Origin of the sequence: Clostridium sp. 1001270J_160509_D11, assembly GCF_015667935.1 — a bacterium.
GTDB lineage: Bacteria > Bacillota > Clostridia > Peptostreptococcales > Peptostreptococcaceae > Intestinibacter.
On sequence record NZ_JADPET010000050.1, the window covers coordinates 1 to 17,667 of the forward strand.

Sequence of the window (17,667 nt, forward strand, 5' to 3'; positions counted from 1 at the left end):
AAAATATACTGTAAAATTTAAAATAAATTAGTATTTTATATGAAAAAAGGGAATAGTAATAATGATTAAGAAGAAAGTTGCAAAGAGGTGTAAAATGGACATTATAAGAGAAGCGACAAAACTAAAAAAAATAGCTTTATCAATAGCTAAAACTAAAGGAATAAGCAATTTAGAAGCATGGCCTGAAGCTATTTCAATTTATAAATTAAAATACGAAAATTATTTTGAATAAACTATGATTTATAAATTAAACTTTATATTAAAAGTACGGCGTAAAATAAACTCACGACGATCTCCTTAAATTTAAAAGGAATACCAAAGTAATTCATTTTGGTATTCCTTTTTATATCATAAATCATATTGATTAAATTTACTATTTGTAAACATCTAAAACAGCTTCTTTTAAAACTTCCCCTATAGCATCATTTATAACTAAAGAAGCATCATTATCATATCCAGTAGAACTTTTATTAATTAAAACCACATCTTTTCCTCTATAATAATTTATAAAGCTAGCAGCGGGATAAACAACAAGAGAAGTCCCTCCTATAATAAGTAAATCAGCAGAACTTATAGCTCTTATAGCGCCTTCAATAGTGGCATTATCTAATCCTTCTTCATATAAAACGACATCAGGCTTTACAACACCGCCACATTTATCACAATGAGGAATATTTCCATCAAGAGCAAGCATAGAATCCAAGTCAAAGAATTTATGACATTTTGTGCAGTAATTTCTATGTACAGAACCGTGAAGTTCATAAACAGTTTTACTTCCAGCCATTTGATGAAGTCCATCTATATTTTGAGTTACAATTGCTTTTAATTTACCCATTTCTTCAAGTTTTGCAAGTGCCTTATGGGCATTATTAGGCTTTGCATCTTGATATATTAATTTATCTTTATAGAATTTAAAAAATTCTTCAGGATAGTTTACAAAGAAAGTATGTGAAACTAATTGTTCAGGAGTAAAGTTTTTATTTAACTTTTGACTAAATAATCCAGAAGAACTTCGAAAATCAGGAATATTTGATTCGGTAGATACTCCAGCTCCACCAAAGAAAACGATATTGTCACTTTTTTCTATTAGTTCTTTTAATTTGTCTATTTTATCATTCATTTTTTGACCTCCTAAATTAATCTATAATTATATAATATCAAATTATCAGATATTTATAAATAATTGAACGATTTGTTGTATTTAAAAATATTTAAAATTTTAGTCATATTTCATTGATATTTAGCCATTAGAGGTCTATATAAGATATTTAGCTGATTTGAGGGTTGTAACATTATTTACCATAAGAGGGATACATAGATTTAAATTGTAAATAAAGGAATATACAATTATAATGTATATGTGTTGGAGTAGAAAATAAAGGGAAGGAGATATATATTAGAATATGAATAAGAAAACAATTATAACTAGTATGGCTGTTTTACAGCTTTTTGCAGGAACAATTAATGCACAATCAAATCAAGGTATAGTTACAGCCACTTCATTAAATGTAAGAAGCGGACCAGCGACATCTTATACAACTAAATTTATAGTAAATAAAGGTGATAATGTTACAGTGGAGGATTCTGCTGATGGATGGTACAAGATAACAACTAAAGATGGTAAAAATGGTTGGGCTAGTTCTAAGTATATACAAACAAGTCAAAATACAACAACTACTAAAGTAGTTTCTGTTTCTTCATTAAATATGAGAAGTGGTCCATCTACAAGTTATAACATAATCGAGGTTTTAACTAAAGATACACAGGTAGAAGTTATATCTGTAGAAGATGGTTGGGCAAAAATAAAATACAACTCAAAGACAGGATATGTTTCAAATCAATATCTAAGTGATAAAAAAGTTGAAGAAGTTACACAAATAAAATATGTAAATGCAACAACATTAAACGTAAGAAGTGGACCAAGTACAACTTACAGCATAATAGACACATTAAAACAAAATGCTAAAGTAGAAGTTATATCAATAGAAAATAATTGGGCAAAAATAAAACACAATAATGAGATAGGATATGTTTCAGCAGAATATCTAAGTGATAAAAAAGTTGAAGAAGTTACACAAACAAAATATGTAAATGCAACAATATTAAACGTAAGAAGTGGACCAAGTACAACTTATAGCATAATAGATACATTAAAGCAAAATGATGAAGTAAAAGTTATATCAATAGAAGATGGTTGGGCAAAAATAAAACACAATGATGAGATAGGATATGTTTCAGCAGAATATCTAAGTGATAAAAAAGTTGAAACTATACAAATAAAATATGTAAATGCAACAACATTAAATGTAAGAAGTGGACCTGATACTACTTATGAAATATTAACGACTTATAAATATGGACAAGAAGTAAAAGTAGTTAATATATCAGAAGATAAAGAATGGGCAAAAATTAAATACAATGATGAATACGCTTATGTATCTAATAAATACTTAGTTGATAAGCTAGAATCAGATTCAGAAAATAACGATTCCAATACAGGAAGCATTACAGGTACATTTGAAAATGTAAATTGTTCATTCTCGACTATGGTGGATTATGAATATAAATTATCTCTACAAGGATTTAATAAAATAAGAGCAAATTTATCAACTAATTATTCAAATTCATCAGCTTATGTAAAAGCTACTAGAGAAGATTTAAGTAAATATCTAAACCCTGAGACATTTAGTACAAATGCTACAGGAAAACTTCAATTTTTAAGAATAGATAAGTATCGTGAGGGAATAACTGCAAGTGAATTAAATCAATTCTTCTCAAAATACTGTAAATCAAATAGCGTATTTTTAAATAAAGGACAAGCCTTTATAGATGCGGCTAAAAAATATAATTTAGATGTAACTTATTTAGTAGCAGCATCTATGGTTGAAACTGGATATGGTTCGTCTACTCTTGCTCAAGGAGTTTATGTAACTACACCTTCAGGTGAACAGGTAAAAGTTTATAACTTCTTTGGGATATCTGCATTTGATGGAACAGCTGTACCGTCAGCTGCCAATTATGCATATCAAAAGGGATGGACTTCAATTGATAAAACTATAGAAGGTTCAGCACAATGGATAGCAGGAAACTATATACATAACAGCAAATACAAACAAAATACTTTATATAAAATGAGATGGAGTTACAATACAGGCCATCAATATGCAACAGATGTAAACTGGGCTAATTCAATAGGACGTGTAATGAATAACATAGTACCTTATTACGATGGAAATGCTCATTTAGAGTACTTAATACCTAAATATAAATAAAAAGTAATTTAAAATTCGGGGCGTTAAATAAACACAAAATAAAAAGGAAGATCTACTTTATGAGATCTTCCTTTTTGATTTAGAAGAAATTTATCAAAATCTAACATAGAGATTTTATATTATTTTCAATTACGATATTTTTTAGATTACCATAGTTATATGTTGCTAAGGCATACTCCTTCATTTTTTCAAAAATATATTGTTCAAGTTCGCTTTCAAAGTCTAAAATAGTTTTTCCTATATTCCATGCATTTATTTCTCTAGCAATACTATTCTTTTTAAATTCTATAATACAATCTTCAAGTTCTAATGGTAAATTTTTTTTATAATAATATTCATCTTCCAAATCAATATTATATTTTTTTATAGTTTCAGCTATTGAAGTTATGATTTTAATAGAATGAGATTTTATATTTGATAAATCTGGGTCCAAAATATGCCCTATTTCATGGCATAGGGCTACCTTTCCTATGGAATATATATTTTGCTTTGTGATAAGAATATTTTTAGTATTAAACGAATTTATAAATAGATAGAAATTATAGCAAAATGATAAAAATCCTTTTTGAGAAATAATAACTATACCTAGTTTAGGAAGAGAACAAATAGGAATATTGTATTTTTTATAATAAAGTATATGAACTAATTTTTTATCTACATCCATCTCAGATAAAGACTTTGTAAAAATTTTTTTACCTTTTAATTCTTCATAATAAATAGGTATCTTTCTTAAATCATATATATTTGAGCAAGTCATAGCATACCTCCAAATATAAGTCCTTATTTATATAATATTAAAAAGTTTCAAAAAAGAGCTAATCCACGAAAAAAAATATAAATTATTTTAAAAAATTCAAGACCTTAAAACCTAACCCAAAATATGATATAATTTTACTTTAAAAAGAATAGAAAATTGAGATGAAAGGAGATGTCATAAATGGATAGTATAAAAGACTATTTAAAGAAATTAGAAATCAAAAATGATTTTTTATATAAAAAGTTGAGTGATGTACTTGTTACAAAAGTAGTATATTATAAAGAAAATAAGATTTTTTATATATATTTATCATCTAAAGAAATTATTTCTTATGACATTTTATCATCACTTAGAGAAGCTTTACTAGAAGAATTAGATTATTTTTCTGATATAAGAATTAAAATGAGATATAACGGACTATCTCGTAAATCTAATAAAGATATAGTTAAGAAAAATTGGGATAATATATTACACATATTAAAAGACTTATCACCTGCTATAGAAGGATGGAAACATAATGTAGAGTATATGTGTATAGACGATACTTTAAAAATAAAAATACCAAAGTCTATGATATACGATAGTTTAAAATCTAAAAACTGTGAATATATAATTAGACATGTATTTTTAGAAGAGTTTTCTATAGATTTAAAAGTAATTTTAGAAAAAGCTGTAGATGAAAAGGTAGATATTAAAAAGATTCTCGAAAAAATGGATAAAGAGATGGAAGAAAAAGTTAGAGAAATGCAAATTTCATCTCCGAAAAAAGTAAAAGATGATGAAGAAGATAAATACGTTATAAAAGAAGAAGTAGAAGATGAAAATATAATCTACGGTGAAAATGTCAATGCACTATTTGAACATATTTGCGATATAAATAAAAATTCAAAGACTGTTTGTATAACTGGAGAGATATTTAACATTGAGATAAAAGAATTAAAAAATGGGAAAATACTGCTTATAGCTGATGTAACAGATAATACAAGTTCAATAAGTTGTAAATTATTCTTAAACGACTTAAATCAAGATAAAGTATTAAGTAAAATAAGTGAAGGAAGTTATGTAAGGATTAAAGGAGATGTAATTTACGATATCTTCAAAAGAGAACTTACAATGACGATAAGTGGTATAAGATTAGAAGAAAAGAAACCTAGAGTAGATACTAGCGACAAAAAACGTGTAGAGCTTCATGCTCACACTCAAATGTCTTCTATGGATGCACTATGCAATACTAAAAAACTTGTAAAACAAGCTGCTACATGGGGGCATAAAGCCATAGCTATAACCGACCATGGTGTAGTTCAAGCTTTCCCAGAGGCAATGGATGCAGGAAAGGCCAATGGAATAAAAATCTTATATGGTGTAGAAGGATATTTAGTAGAAGATAATGCACCAATTATTAGAGATGCAAATGACAAAGATCTATCTCAGACATTTGTAGTATTCGACTTAGAAACTACAGGTTTCTCAAATAAAAATGATAAAATAACAGAAATCGGAGCAGTAAAAGTTAAAAACTTTGAAATAGTAGATAGATTTAATGAACTTATAAATCCAGAAAAAGATATATCTTATAAAGTTCAAGAATTAACAGGTATAACTAATGATTTAATAAAAGATAAACCTACAATAGAAGAAATTTTACCTAGGTTTATGGAGTTTGTAGGAGATAGTGTGTTAGTTGCACATAATGCAGAGTTCGATATAGGATTTATAAACCAAAAATGTAAGGAGATGAATATAGAATTTAAAAATAAGAGTGTAGATACTCTTATGCTTTCTAGAATCCTTCTTCCACATTTAAAGCGTTTTAAATTAAACAACCTTACAAAAGAACTTGGTGTACCACTTCACAACCACCATAGAGCTGTAGATGATGCTGCGGCAACTGCACAAATATTTATTAAATTTTTAGATATGCTTGAGAAAAAGGGCGCTAAAAAACTAAGTGATGTAAATGAAGTGCTAGGTGGTATAGATTACACTAAATTAAAAACAAAACATATTACATTAATTGCTCAAAATTTAGCTGGTATTAAGAATTTATATAAAATAGTATCTGATGCCCATGTAAATCATTTTTATAGAGCACCTAGAATATTAAAAAGTGTACTTTTAGAACATAAAGAAGGTATTATAGTAGGTTCGGCTTGTGAAGCTGGAGAAGTGTTCCAAGCTGTTAAACAAAATAAAAATGACGATGAAATAAAAGAAATAATAGACTTATACGATTATATAGAAGTAATGCCGATTGACAATAATCGATTTATGATTAGAAATGGCGAAGTAAAAGACGAAGATGAACTTAGAGATTTAAATAGAAGAATGATTGAAGTGGCTAAGAAATTTAATAAAATTCCAGTAGCTACAGGTGATGTTCACTTTATAGAAAAACATGAAGCTGTATTTAGACGAGTTCTTAAATATGCTCAAGGGTTTGGAGTAGATGATGAAGAAACTTATCTACATTTTAGAACTACAGATGAAATGTTAGAAGAATTTAAGTATTTAGGTGAAGAACTGGCATATGAAGTTGTAGTTGAAAATTCAAATAAAGTTGCAGATATGATTGAGGACTTTTTACCAATACCAAATGAAACATTCCCTCCAGTAATAGAAGGTTCTGATACAGAGCTTAGGGAGATGTGCTATAACAAAGCAACTAGGATTTATGGAGATCCGCTTCCAGACGTTGTTAAGAAAAGACTAGATAGAGAGCTAAACTCTATAATAAGCAATGGATATGCTGTTATGTATATTATCGCACAAAAGCTAGTTACAAAATCATTAGCAGATGGATATCTAGTTGGGTCTAGGGGATCTGTTGGTTCATCACTTGCTGCGACAATGAGTGATATAACAGAAGTTAATCCACTTCCGGCTCATTATATTTGTGAAAATGAAGATTGTAAATATTCATATTTCTATGCAGTTGGGGAATGGGGCTCGGGAGTAGACTTACCAGATAAAGATTGTCCTAAATGTGGACGAAAATTAAAAAAAGACGGACACGATATACCTTTTGAAGTTTTCTTAGGATTTGAAGGAGATAAAGAGCCAGATATAGACCTTAACTTCTCTGGTAGTTACCAACCTGTAATACACAAATATACAGAAGAGCTATTCGGTGAAGGTCATGTATATAGAGCCGGAACTATAGGTACAGTAGCAGATAAGACTGCATATGGATATGCTAAAAAATACGTAGAAGAAAACGACTTAGATGTAACTGGAGCAGAAGTTTTAAGACTTGCAAAAGGATGCACAGGAGTCAAGAGAACATCAGGACAACATCCAGGCGGAGTTATGGTTATACCAAATTATAAAGAAGTATACGATATTACACCTATACAATACCCAGCAAATGACGTGAATTGTGGCGTTATAACAACGCACTTCGATTATCACTCTATAAGTGGTAGGATATTAAAACTAGATATACTAGGTCACGACGTTCCGACCATAATAAGAATGATAGAAGATATTACAGGTCTTGATGCAACTACTATACCTCTTGATGATAAGGAGACTATGTCTATATTTACATCAACAGAGGCATTAGGTGTAACACCAGAGGAAATAAACTGTCCAATAGGTTCTTTAGCTATACCAGAATTCGGTACATCTTTCGTTAGACAGATGCTTCTTGATACGAAACCAACTACATTTGCAGAACTTGTGCGTATATCTGGGCTCTCACATGGTACTGACGTTTGGCTAAATAATGCACAGGATTTAGTTGTGGATAAAGTCGTTGAATTTAAAGACGTTATATCTACACGTGACGATATAATGAACTACTTACTATTTAAAGGACTTCCACCTAAGATGGCGTTTACAATAATGGAAAATGTAAGAAAAGGTAAAGGACTAAAGCCTGAATTTATAGAAGAGATGAATAAACATGATGTGCCACAGTGGTATATTGATTCATGTCAAAAGATAAAATACATGTTCCCTAAAGCCCATGCAGTTGCATATGTAATGATGTCGTTTAGACTTGCATATTATAAAGTTCACTATCCTGCAGCTTTTTATGCAACATATTTCACAACTAAAGCACAGGATTTTGATGCAGATTTAATCGTAAAAGGGTTAGACAGCATAAAACAAAAGATACAAGAAATACACGAGCTTGGAAATGATGCAACAGCAAAAGACAAAACAATGCTTACTGTACTTGAAGTTGCACTAGAGATGTATGCTAGAAAAATAAAAATAATACCAGTTGATATTTATAAATCAGATGCCACTAAATTTATAGTAGTGGATGACACGACAATACTGCCACCTATGATAGCCCTACAAGGGGTTGGTGAAAATGCAGCTATTAATATTCAAAATGAAAGAGAAAACGGAGAGTTTATATCAAAAGAAGATTTGAGAAAGAGAACAAAGATATCTAAAACAGTAGTTGAGACTCTTTCTAATCATGGTTCATTAAACAATATGAGTGAAAAAAATCAATTATCATTATTTTAAATAAAAATATGAATTTTAGGGGCTTGACATAATTTTGTGAAAAAAGATAAAATATGTGTACAAGATTTAAAAAATATTGTAAAATAATAGAGTTGAAAACACATTTATTTATAAAGTCTTGTAAATAAAAAAAATTTATGTTATAGTAATAGAAAAATAGTATATGCAGAAGATAAGAGTGAGGCAATTGTTCTCACTCTTTTATTTTAAATATGTTATAATACAACTGAATAGGAGGCAAGGCACACATGAAAAAGAACATAGAATCTACAATAGAAGCATTAGTACAACCAATTGTCGATGCTAAAAACATAGAAATAGTAGATATTGAGTACGTAAAAGAAGCTGGACAATTTTATCTAAGAATTTATCTTGAAAAAGAAGGTGGAATAAGCTTAGATGACTGTGCAGATGTATCAAGAGAATTAAATCCAATATTAGATGAAAAAGACCCAATAAAAGACAACTACTTCTTAGAAGTATGTTCACCAGGTCTTGATAGACCACTTAAAAAAGATAAAGACTTTGAAAGATATGCAGGAAGAGATGTAGAAGTTAAATTATACAAACCTTTAAATGGTACAAAACAACTTGAAGGAGAACTTGTAGGTTTAACTGAAGACAAAAAAATCAAAGTAATAATAGATGACAATGAAGTTGAGTTTGATAAAAAAGACGTTGCAGTAATCAAACTAGCTATCAAATTTTAGTGATAACATTAATTAGGGAGGAATAAACAATGAATCACGAATTTATGGAAGCGTTAGACGAATTAGAAAAAGACAGAGGGATCGACAAAGAAGTTATAATAGACACAATAGAACAAGCACTTTTAACTGCTTATAAAAAGAACTTTGGATCTGCTCAAAATGTTAGAGTATCAGTAGATAGAGAAGGTGGAGAAGTTAGAGTTTACTCTCAAAGAAGAGTAGTTGATGAGTCAGACTTATACGATACTTTCTTAGAAATAGAATTAGCAGATGCTATAAAAATAGACCCAAGTTATCAATTAGGAGACATAATAGAAAACGAAGTAACTCCTAAAGATTTCGGTAGAATAGCAGCTCAAACAGCTAAACAAGTAGTTGTTCAAAGAATAAGAGAAGCTGAAAGAGAAATAGTATACAACGAATTTATCGAAAAAGAAAGCGAAATAGTTACAGGAGAAATAGCTAGAGCTACTTCAAAAACTGTTTATGTTAACGTAGGTAAAATAGAAGCTTCTATGCCAGAAAACGAACAAATACCTGGTGAAGAGTATAAAGCTGGACAAAAAATAAAAGTATATATATTAGAAGTTAAAAAGACTAATAAAGGACCTCAAATAGTAGTATCAAGAAGTCATCCAGGTCTTGTTAAGAGATTATTTGAAATGCAAGTAGTAGAAATATTCGAAGGTTTAGTTCAAATAAAATCAGTATCAAGAGAAGCTGGTTCAAGAACTAAAATAGCAGTTCAATCAATAGACGAAAAAATAGATCCAATCGGAGCATGTGTTGGACCTAAAGGTACTAGAGTTAAAGCTGTAGTAGATGAATTAGGCGGAGAAAAAATAGACATAATAAACTACAGTGATGATCCAGCTGAATTCATATCAGCATCACTTAGTCCATCAAAAGTTGAAAAAGTTGAAATAAACGAAGAAGAAAAAACAGCTTTAGTAGTAGTTCCTGATTATCAATTATCTTTAGCAATTGGTAAATCTGGTCAAAATGCAAGACTTGCAGCAAAACTTACTAACTGGAAAATAGATATAAAAAGCGTATCTCAAATGAAAGAAGAAATGGAAGCTCAAGAAGCTTTAGAAAGCACAGATTTTGTTGAAGAAGATATAGAATTACCAGTTCAAGATATAGAGTTAGATTCTGAAAATATAGACTTAGACCAAGAATAATAAGTCTAATATAGTTAAAGGAGGGATGGCTTTGAAAAAAGTAAAAAAAATACCTCAAAGAAAATGCATAGTATGTCAAGATAGAGACTCTAAAAAAGAGCTTATGAGAATTGTTAAAAACAAAGAAGGCGAAATATTTTTAGATCCATCTGGTAGGGCAAACGGTAGAGGTGCCTATATATGTAAAGACACTGAATGTCTTAAAAAAGCAATAAAAACAAAGGCTTTAAATAGAGCTTTTAAAGTAGAAGTTTCTGATGAAGTATATGAAAAATTATTAGCGGAGTTAGAATCTTATGATAAATAATAAACAAAAAATTTATTCTTATATAGGTCTAGCTATGAGAGCTGGGCAAGTAGTATCAGGAGACGACACTACATTAAAAGAATTAAAAAAAGGAAAGATAAGTTTAGTAATTGTGGCAGATGATGCTTCAGAAAATACTAAAAAATTATTTAAAGATAAATCATCTTATAGAAAAATAAACCAAATCTACTTTTCAACAAAAGTAGAGCTTGGTTTAGCTATAGGAAAATCACCAAGAGCAGTTATTGGAATAAAAGATAAATCTTTAGCTTCAAAGATAACTGAACTTATGCAATAAAAAATTTAATAGGGGGTGATCTTGTGGCAAATACAAGAATAAACCAAATCGCAAAAGAGGCAAAAGTCTCAAATAAAGAAGTTATAGCTAAGTTAGCTGAATTAGGAATAGAAATAGAAGACGAAAATACAGAAATAGATGAAGATGATGCTCAATTAGTATTAGATTTATTAAGAGAAGAAAATGGAGAAACAATCAGCATAGATGGACCTTTAACAGTTCAAAACTTAGCTGATGCTATAGGAAAATCAGTTTCGGAAGTAATAATGGAACTTATGAAAATGGGAACTATGGCTACAATAAACCAAGAAGTTACTTTTGAAGTAGCATCATTATTAGCACAAAAAAATGGATTTAATTTAGTTGTTGCAGGAAATGATGAAGATGCAGAAGAAGAAATAGAAAAATTAATGCAAATCCAAGAAGATAAAGAAGAAGATTTACAACCTAGGCCACCAGTAGTAACAGTAATGGGACACGTTGACCACGGTAAAACATCATTACTTGATGCTATAAGAAATACTCGTGTAACATCAAGCGAAGCAGGTGGAATAACTCAACATATAGGTGCATCTGAAGTATCTATAAACGGACAAAAAATAGTATTCTTAGATACACCAGGACACGAAGCTTTCACATCTATGAGAGCTAGAGGTGCTCAAGTTACAGATATAGCAATATTAGTAGTTGCAGCAGATGATGGTATAATGCCTCAAACAATAGAAGCTATAAACCATGCTAATGCAGCAGGTGTACCACTAATAGTAGCAATAAATAAAATAGATAAACCAGGTGCAAATCCAGACAAAGTTAAAAAAGAATTAGCTGACGAAGGATTATTAGTAGAAGACTGGGGTGGATCAGTAATATCTGTAGAAGTTTCTGCTAAGAAAAACGAAAATATAGACACATTATTAGAAATGGTTCTATTAGTTGCAGAAATGGAAGAATTAAGAGCTAATCCTAATAAAAGAGCTGTAGGTACAGTAATAGAAGCTCAACTTGATAAAGCAAGAGGTCCTGTTGCTACAGTATTAGTTCAAGGTGGAACATTAAAAGTTGGAGATCCTATAGTTGCTGGTGTAGCTGCTGGTAAAGTAAGAGCTATGATAAACGCTAAAGGAAAAAGAGTTAAACAAGCTGGTCCATCGACTGCAGTAGAAATATTAGGTCTATCTGAAGTACCACAAGGTGGAGATCAATTTGTTGCTGTTCCAACTGATAAAATAGCAAGAAGTGTTTCTGAAAAGAGACAATTAATACAAAGAGAAGAAATGCTTAAATCTTCTCAAAGAATGTCACTTGACGATTTATTCAACCAAATGAATGAAGGTCAAGTAAAAGACTTAAATGTAGTAATAAAAGCAGACGTTCAAGGTTCTGTTCAAGCTGTAAAACAATCACTTGAAAAATTATCAACTGAAGAAGTTAACGTAAGAGTAATCCACGGTGGTGTTGGTGCAATAAATGAATCAGACGTATTATTAGCTGCTGCATCAAACGCTATAATAATAGGATTTAACGTAAGACCAGTATCTGGTGCTGAATCTTTAGCTGATAAAGAAGGTGTTGACATAAGAACATACACAATAATTTACAAAGCTATAGAAGATATACAAGCTGCTATGAGCGGTTTACTAGACCCAGAATTAAGAGATGAAGATACAGGAAAAGCTGAAATAAGAGAAGTATACAAAATTTCAGGTGTTGGAGCTGTTGCAGGATGCTACGTAACAAGTGGTAAAATATATAGAAACTGCAAAGTTAGAATAGTTAGAGATGGTATTATAATTCAAGAATGTGAATTATTAGCTCTTAAGAGATTCAAAGACGACGTAAAAGAAGTAAATAGTGGTTATGAATGTGGTATGAGCTTTGTTAATTACAATGACATAAAAGTAGGCGATATAGTAGAAGCTTACGTTCAAAAGGAAGTAAAAAGAGAACTATAATTAACAAAAGAGGTTGATATAATGGCATCAAATAATAGAACACGCAGAATAGCAGAAGAAATTAGAAAAATAGTAAGCACAATGCTTATTAATGGAATAAAAGATCCAAGAATAAATTCTTTAGTTAGTGTAACTGATGTTGAAGTTACAAGTGACTTAAGTTATGCATATGTTTATGTAAGTATATTAGGTGGAGATGAAGAATCTACACTTGAAGGCTTAAAAAGTGCATGTGGATATATAAGAAGAGAAGTTGGAAAAAGCATAAAAATAAGACATACTCCAGAGATTATATTCAAAATAGATGATTCTTTATTAAAAGGAATGTACATGGACGAATTAATAAAGAAAGTAAACAATGGATATAAAGATTCATCAGAAGAAAATGAAAAAGATGGTGAATAACATGTATGAAAACATGGACAAAATAATTAATTGTATTGATGAGGGTAACTATTTTATAGTTACCTCTCATGTAAATCCAGATGGAGATAATATAGGTTCTACTTTATCTATGTATTATTATTTAAAATCTATAAATAAAGAAGTGTACTATGTTTTAGATGATGATACTCCTATTAACTTAAAATTTTTATTAAAAGACATAGAAATTTTAAGTTCTGAGGAGTTCATTAAATTAAATTTAAACGAATTTAATTTAATTTCTTTAGACTGTGGTGATTTAGATAGAATATGTATAGATAAAACTTTAATAGAAAACTCTAAAAAGTTAATTTGTATAGACCACCATGCAAGCAATGATAATTATGGTGATATAAATTATGTAGTACCTGAAGCATCTTCGACTTGTGAACTTGTATATAATTTATTTAAGAGAATAAATGAAACTCAAAATACACAAGTTATAGATAAAAAAATTGCAACTGCACTATATACAGGTGTAGTAACAGATACAGGTAAATTTACTTATTCAAATACTCACCCTAGTACTTTTGATATGGCAAAAGACCTTTTAATATTAGGAGCTGAGACAAATAAAGTTATCTGTGAAGTTTATGGCAATAATCCTTATAATTATTATAAATTATTGGGAGAAGCACTAAATACATTAGATATAATAGATACTAAGATTGCTGTTATAACATTGACTCAAGATATGTTAACTAGAAACAATATAAGCTTTAAAGATACTGATGGTATTACGCCTTATTGTAGAGATATCGAAAATGTCGAAGTAGGAATTTTAGTAAAAGAAAAATCTTCAAATGAAATAAAAATAAGTCTTAGATCTAAAAATTATGTTGACGTAAGCCATATTGCAAAAGTATTTAATGGCGGAGGTCACGTAAGAGCTGCTGGATTAACTGTATTTAATGAAACTATAGAAAATGCAACTAAGATGGTAGTAGCTGAGACTTTAAAATATATTTAAGGATGATATAATGAATAAAATTATTAATATTTTAAAGCCAACAGGAATGACATCTCATGACGTAGTAAGTTGCGTTAGAAGAACATTAAATATGAAAAAAGTTGGCCATACAGGAACATTAGATCCAGATGCAGCAGGAGTACTTCCTATATGTTTAGGAAGGGCGACTAAAGTAAGTGAGCTTATCTTAAATAAAGATAAGTCTTATATTTGTGAATTGACATTAGGAATAGAAACTGACACATACGATTCATCAGGGACTATTTTATATAGAAATGACGATTTAAACATAGAAGAGTCAAAAATAAGAGAAGCCTTTAAATCACAAGAAGGTGAGATAGAACAACTTCCCCCTGTATATTCAGCATTAAAGATAAATGGACAAAAAATGTGTGATTTAGCTAGAAAAGGGAAGGCAGATTCAATAGACATAAAACCAAGAAAAGTAAATATTAAAAAAATAGACATTTTAAATATATCTCAAAATAAAATAACTTTTTATGTAGAATGTTCAAAGGGAACTTATGTAAGAAGTATATGTCATGATATAGGAGAGTATTTAAATTGTGGAGGACATATGTCTTTCTTACTTAGAACTTCATCAGGAAGATTCAATCTAGAAAATTCGATAACTCTAGAAGAATTAGAACAACTAAAAGAAAATGGATGTCTAGAAGAACATCTATACGATATAGATTATGTTTTAAATAACCTTCAAAGAGCAGAATTAAATCCTAGTGCAAAAAAATATTACATCAATGGTGGAGCTATTGATTCAAGAAGATTTGCTATAAAAAAATCAAAAGACAACAATAATGACGACAATCTTGTCAGAGTTTATTGTGAAGATATTTTTGTAGGTGTAGGAAAAATCATAAAATATAATAACACTATGATGTTAAAAAGTGATAAACTCTTTATATAGTAAATAATATTTCGGTGGGGAAAAGATAATGAGAATTATAACATCTTTAGAAGAATTGGAACAAATAAATAAAAGTGTTGTCACGATTGGCAAGTTTGACGGTCTTCACAAGGGACATAAAGTTCTTATAGAAAAGACTGTTCAGTATGCTAAAAAAAATAACATGAAAAGTGTAGTATTTACCTTTTCAAATCATCCAGCCAATTTTTTTGAATGTGAAAAGGTAAGAAAAATTATTACTAATAAAGATAAAATAACTACTATGAAAAACTTAGGGGTTGATATTGTCATAAATCTTCCATTTGATGAATATATGACAAAGATATCGGCTATAGATTTTGTAGAAAATATTTTAGTAAAAAAATTAAATGCAAAAAAAATATATGTGGGTCATGATTTTACCTTTGCAAGAAATAAAGAAGGAGATGCGATTTTATTGAAGGCATTAGGCGGAGAATATGATTTCGATGTAGAAATAGTAAAACCAATAAAAATAAATAATATAAGAGTTAGTAGTACATATATAAGAAATTTACTGGCTCAGGGTAAAGTTGAAAATGTAAAGGAATATTTAGGACATAATTATATCGTAGAAGGTAAAGTTATTGGAGGAAAACAATTAGGTAGAACTATAGGATTTCCAACAGCAAACCTAAAATTCAAAGAAAATTTGATACTGCCTAGACCGGGAATATACGCTACAAAAGTTTATATTAAGGATAAAGTTTATATGGGTGCTACAAATATAGGATTCAATCCGACTGTGAGAGTAGAAAAATTATCAATTGAAACTCATATATTAGAATTTAGTCAAGATATTTATGGTGAAACTATAAAAATCGAATTTTTGGAAAGACTTAGAGATGAAAAGAAATTTGACTCTCTAGATGGATTAAAAGAACAACTAAAAAAAGATACAAAAAAAATATATGAAAAGTATATTTGCAAAAGTAATTAACTTATGATAAAATAGACAAGGAAGTTAACCATTACTCGGGATTTGAATACTCCAATCAATGCTTAGTAAATGGCGCTTATTAAAAAAATAAACGGAGGTACATCAAAAGATGAACAAACAAGATATAATCAAAGAATTCGGAAGAAAAGAAGGAGATACTGGTTCTCCAGAAGTACAAATAGCTTTATTAACAGCTAGAATAAATGAACTAAACGACCACTTAAGAGTTCACAAAAAAGACCACCATTCAAGAAGAGGACTTTTAAAAATGGTTGGTAGAAGAAGAAACTTATTAGCTTACCTAAAAGAAAAAGACCTTGAAGGTTACAGAGCTTTAATAGCTAAATTAGGTTTAAGAAAATAGTTTTATTACTTTTGACTAAAAAGCAGGTATACGTAAATACTTGCTTTTTTTGTATTTAAGATACTAGGAATGGATATGATAAAGATATAATAAATTTAAGCAAGGGGGCTTAGATCATGAAAATAAAACTGATTTATGACAGTATGTGTGATATTCCAGAAGAAATAAACAATAAAGAGTTTGTAGAAATGATACCCTTGACAATAAACATTGACGGTAAGGAGTATAAAGACGGAATAGATTTCACAAAAGAAGAATTTTATAATATTTTAAATAATAGCAATAGTTTACCGAAGACATCCCAAGTTACTTACATCGATTTTAAAGAAAAATTCGAAAAGTATACAAAAGAAGGCTATGATGTTATATGTATAACAGGCTCTTCAAAGGCCTCAGGTACATATCAAAGTGCTAATTTGGCAAAAGCTGATGTTGAAGGGAATATATATATTTTTGATAGTTTATTTCTATCATTAGGAAGTGGACAATATATTATAAAAGCGAGCCACTTAATTGAAGAAGGGGATTTAAGTGCTAGTGAAATAGTTGAAGAATTAGAAAAGTTAAGAGCTAGTGTGAATTTACTATTTGTTCCTTTTACTCTTGAATATTTAAAACAAAGTGGTAGATTACCAAGTGTAGTTTCTTTTGTTGGAAATATGCTTAGCATAAAGCCTATATGCTCAATGCAAGATGGAAAGAATAAAATAGTCTCAAAAGTGAGGGGGACTAAGCAAATCGCTTCAAAACTTGTAGATATGATTTTAGAATTAAATAATGGACAATTAGAAGATAAAATTGTAACTATAGGTTATGGATCAAATGAAGTTGATTTTAAAAAATTACAAGAAGAAGTATCAAAAAGAATAAATGCTAAGAAAGTTTATATAACAAGAGGAGGATCTTGTATTTGTTCTCATACAGGACCAGAAATTTTAGCTATAAGTTCTTCTTATTAAACATATATAAATACATAACAAAACTAAGCCTTATTGTTTATAAGAGATAAATAGTTTATTTATATACATATTAAATAAACTACAAAAATATTTCAAAATATATTTC

General features: G+C 29.3%; 16 protein-coding genes. 14 read left to right on the forward strand and 2 right to left on the reverse strand.

All coding sequences use genetic code 11. The annotated features are described in order from the left end of the window. Positions 1-61 precede the first annotated feature (61 nt). On the forward strand, positions 62-232 hold the full coding sequence (locus I4U58_RS06505) for a hypothetical protein (protein WP_195930233.1): 171 nt from the start codon (positions 62-64) through the stop codon (positions 230-232). 141 nt (positions 233-373) lie between these two features. Here I4U58_RS06505 and I4U58_RS06510 read toward each other — a convergent pair whose 3' ends face one another. Then, a complete protein-coding gene (locus tag I4U58_RS06510; protein WP_195930218.1) occupies positions 374-1,120 on the reverse strand; it encodes an NAD-dependent protein deacylase in 747 nt (248 codons plus the stop codon). Positions 1,121-1,403: 283 nt separating this feature from the next. Between I4U58_RS06510 and I4U58_RS06515 the strand changes: the two genes are divergently transcribed. After that, a complete protein-coding gene (locus I4U58_RS06515; protein WP_195930219.1) occupies positions 1,404-3,272 on the forward strand; it encodes an SH3 domain-containing protein in 1,869 nt (622 codons plus the stop codon). A 100-nt stretch (positions 3,273-3,372) separates the two neighbouring features. On the opposite strand, the gene I4U58_RS06520 is transcribed toward I4U58_RS06515, so the two are convergent. Next, entirely contained in the window at positions 3,373-4,029 is a 657-nt protein-coding gene (locus tag I4U58_RS06520) for a hypothetical protein (protein ID WP_195930220.1), read from the reverse strand. 180 nt (positions 4,030-4,209) lie between these two features. Here I4U58_RS06520 and I4U58_RS06525 point away from each other — a divergent pair, with 180 nt between their 5' ends. The 12 genes from I4U58_RS06525 (at position 4,210) to I4U58_RS06580 (ending at position 17,561) form a co-directional block, all read left to right on the forward strand. Continuing rightward, positions 4,210-8,511: a PolC-type DNA polymerase III gene (locus tag I4U58_RS06525; RefSeq protein WP_195930221.1), complete on the forward strand. Its 4,302-nt coding sequence runs from the start codon at positions 4,210-4,212 to the stop codon at positions 8,509-8,511. Between the two features lie 248 nt (positions 8,512-8,759). Next, entirely contained in the window at positions 8,760-9,221 is a 462-nt protein-coding gene (rimP, locus tag I4U58_RS06530; RefSeq protein WP_195930222.1) for a ribosome maturation factor RimP, read from the forward strand. A 29-nt stretch (positions 9,222-9,250) separates the two neighbouring features. Next, positions 9,251-10,405 carry a transcription termination factor NusA gene (gene nusA, locus I4U58_RS06535; protein WP_195930223.1) on the forward strand — a complete coding sequence of 385 codons (1,155 nt, stop codon included), beginning with the start codon at positions 9,251-9,253 and terminating at the stop codon, positions 10,403-10,405. Positions 10,406-10,430: 25 nt separating this feature from the next. Continuing rightward, on the forward strand, positions 10,431-10,712 hold the full coding sequence (locus I4U58_RS06540) for a YlxR family protein (RefSeq protein WP_195930224.1): 282 nt from the start codon (positions 10,431-10,433) through the stop codon (positions 10,710-10,712). Then, on the forward strand, positions 10,702-11,010 hold the full coding sequence (locus tag I4U58_RS06545; protein WP_195930225.1) for a ribosomal L7Ae/L30e/S12e/Gadd45 family protein: 309 nt from the start codon (positions 10,702-10,704) through the stop codon (positions 11,008-11,010). The genes I4U58_RS06540 and I4U58_RS06545 overlap by 11 nt, the downstream gene beginning before the upstream one ends. A 23-nt stretch (positions 11,011-11,033) precedes the next feature. Continuing rightward, on the forward strand, positions 11,034-12,962 hold the full coding sequence (infB, locus tag I4U58_RS06550) for a translation initiation factor IF-2 (RefSeq protein WP_195930226.1): 1,929 nt from the start codon (positions 11,034-11,036) through the stop codon (positions 12,960-12,962). Between the two features lie 21 nt (positions 12,963-12,983). Further along, positions 12,984-13,367 carry a 30S ribosome-binding factor RbfA gene (gene rbfA, locus I4U58_RS06555; protein WP_195930227.1) on the forward strand — a complete coding sequence of 128 codons (384 nt, stop codon included), beginning with the start codon at positions 12,984-12,986 and terminating at the stop codon, positions 13,365-13,367. Beyond that, positions 13,321-14,355 (forward strand): bifunctional oligoribonuclease/PAP phosphatase NrnA, encoded by a 1,035-nt coding sequence (locus I4U58_RS06560; RefSeq protein WP_347708168.1) that lies wholly within the window; start codon positions 13,321-13,323, stop codon positions 14,353-14,355. Before rbfA ends, I4U58_RS06560 begins: the two co-directional genes overlap by 47 nt. A gap of 10 nt (positions 14,356-14,365) precedes the next feature. Beyond that, a complete protein-coding gene (gene truB, locus I4U58_RS06565; protein WP_195930228.1) occupies positions 14,366-15,280 on the forward strand; it encodes a tRNA pseudouridine(55) synthase TruB in 915 nt (304 codons plus the stop codon). 28 nt (positions 15,281-15,308) lie between these two features. Next, a complete protein-coding gene (locus I4U58_RS06570; RefSeq protein ID WP_195930229.1) occupies positions 15,309-16,238 on the forward strand; it encodes a bifunctional riboflavin kinase/FAD synthetase in 930 nt (309 codons plus the stop codon). Between the two features lie 109 nt (positions 16,239-16,347). Next, the gene (gene rpsO, locus I4U58_RS06575; RefSeq protein ID WP_195930230.1) at positions 16,348-16,602 is read left to right on the forward strand and encodes a 30S ribosomal protein S15; all 255 of its coding nucleotides are present in this window, start codon (positions 16,348-16,350) and stop codon (positions 16,600-16,602) included. Positions 16,603-16,718: 116 nt separating this feature from the next. Then, entirely contained in the window at positions 16,719-17,561 is an 843-nt protein-coding gene (locus I4U58_RS06580) for a DegV family protein (protein ID WP_195930231.1), read from the forward strand. The last annotated feature ends 106 nt before the right edge of the window (positions 17,562-17,667 follow it).

What these genes read in the sequence shown, in the direction of transcription:
- I4U58_RS06520 (WP_195930220.1), bottom strand. Translation starts at nt 4,029, where the DNA reads ATGACTTGCTCAAATATATATGATTTAAGAAAGATACCTATTTATTAT.
- I4U58_RS06515 (WP_195930219.1), top strand. Translation starts at nt 1,404, where the DNA reads ATGAATAAGAAAACAATTATAACTAGTATGGCTGTTTTACAGCTTTTT.
- rbfA (WP_195930227.1), top strand. Translation starts at nt 12,984, where the DNA reads ATGGCATCAAATAATAGAACACGCAGAATAGCAGAAGAAATTAGAAAA.
- truB (WP_195930228.1), top strand. Translation starts at nt 14,366, where the DNA reads ATGAATAAAATTATTAATATTTTAAAGCCAACAGGAATGACATCTCAT.
- nusA (WP_195930223.1), top strand. Translation starts at nt 9,251, where the DNA reads ATGAATCACGAATTTATGGAAGCGTTAGACGAATTAGAAAAAGACAGA.
- I4U58_RS06580 (WP_195930231.1), top strand. Translation starts at nt 16,719, where the DNA reads ATGAAAATAAAACTGATTTATGACAGTATGTGTGATATTCCAGAAGAA.
- rimP (WP_195930222.1), top strand. Translation starts at nt 8,760, where the DNA reads ATGAAAAAGAACATAGAATCTACAATAGAAGCATTAGTACAACCAATT.
- I4U58_RS06570 (WP_195930229.1), top strand. Translation starts at nt 15,309, where the DNA reads ATGAGAATTATAACATCTTTAGAAGAATTGGAACAAATAAATAAAAGT.
- I4U58_RS06545 (WP_195930225.1), top strand. Translation starts at nt 10,702, where the DNA reads ATGATAAATAATAAACAAAAAATTTATTCTTATATAGGTCTAGCTATG.
- I4U58_RS06505 (WP_195930233.1), top strand. Translation starts at nt 62, where the DNA reads ATGATTAAGAAGAAAGTTGCAAAGAGGTGTAAAATGGACATTATAAGA.
- rpsO (WP_195930230.1), top strand. Translation starts at nt 16,348, where the DNA reads ATGAACAAACAAGATATAATCAAAGAATTCGGAAGAAAAGAAGGAGAT.
- I4U58_RS06510 (WP_195930218.1), bottom strand. Translation starts at nt 1,120, where the DNA reads ATGAATGATAAAATAGACAAATTAAAAGAACTAATAGAAAAAAGTGAC.
- I4U58_RS06525 (WP_195930221.1), top strand. Translation starts at nt 4,210, where the DNA reads ATGGATAGTATAAAAGACTATTTAAAGAAATTAGAAATCAAAAATGAT.
- I4U58_RS06560 (WP_347708168.1), top strand. Translation starts at nt 13,321, where the DNA reads ATGGATATAAAGATTCATCAGAAGAAAATGAAAAAGATGGTGAATAAC.
- I4U58_RS06540 (WP_195930224.1), top strand. Translation starts at nt 10,431, where the DNA reads ATGGCTTTGAAAAAAGTAAAAAAAATACCTCAAAGAAAATGCATAGTA.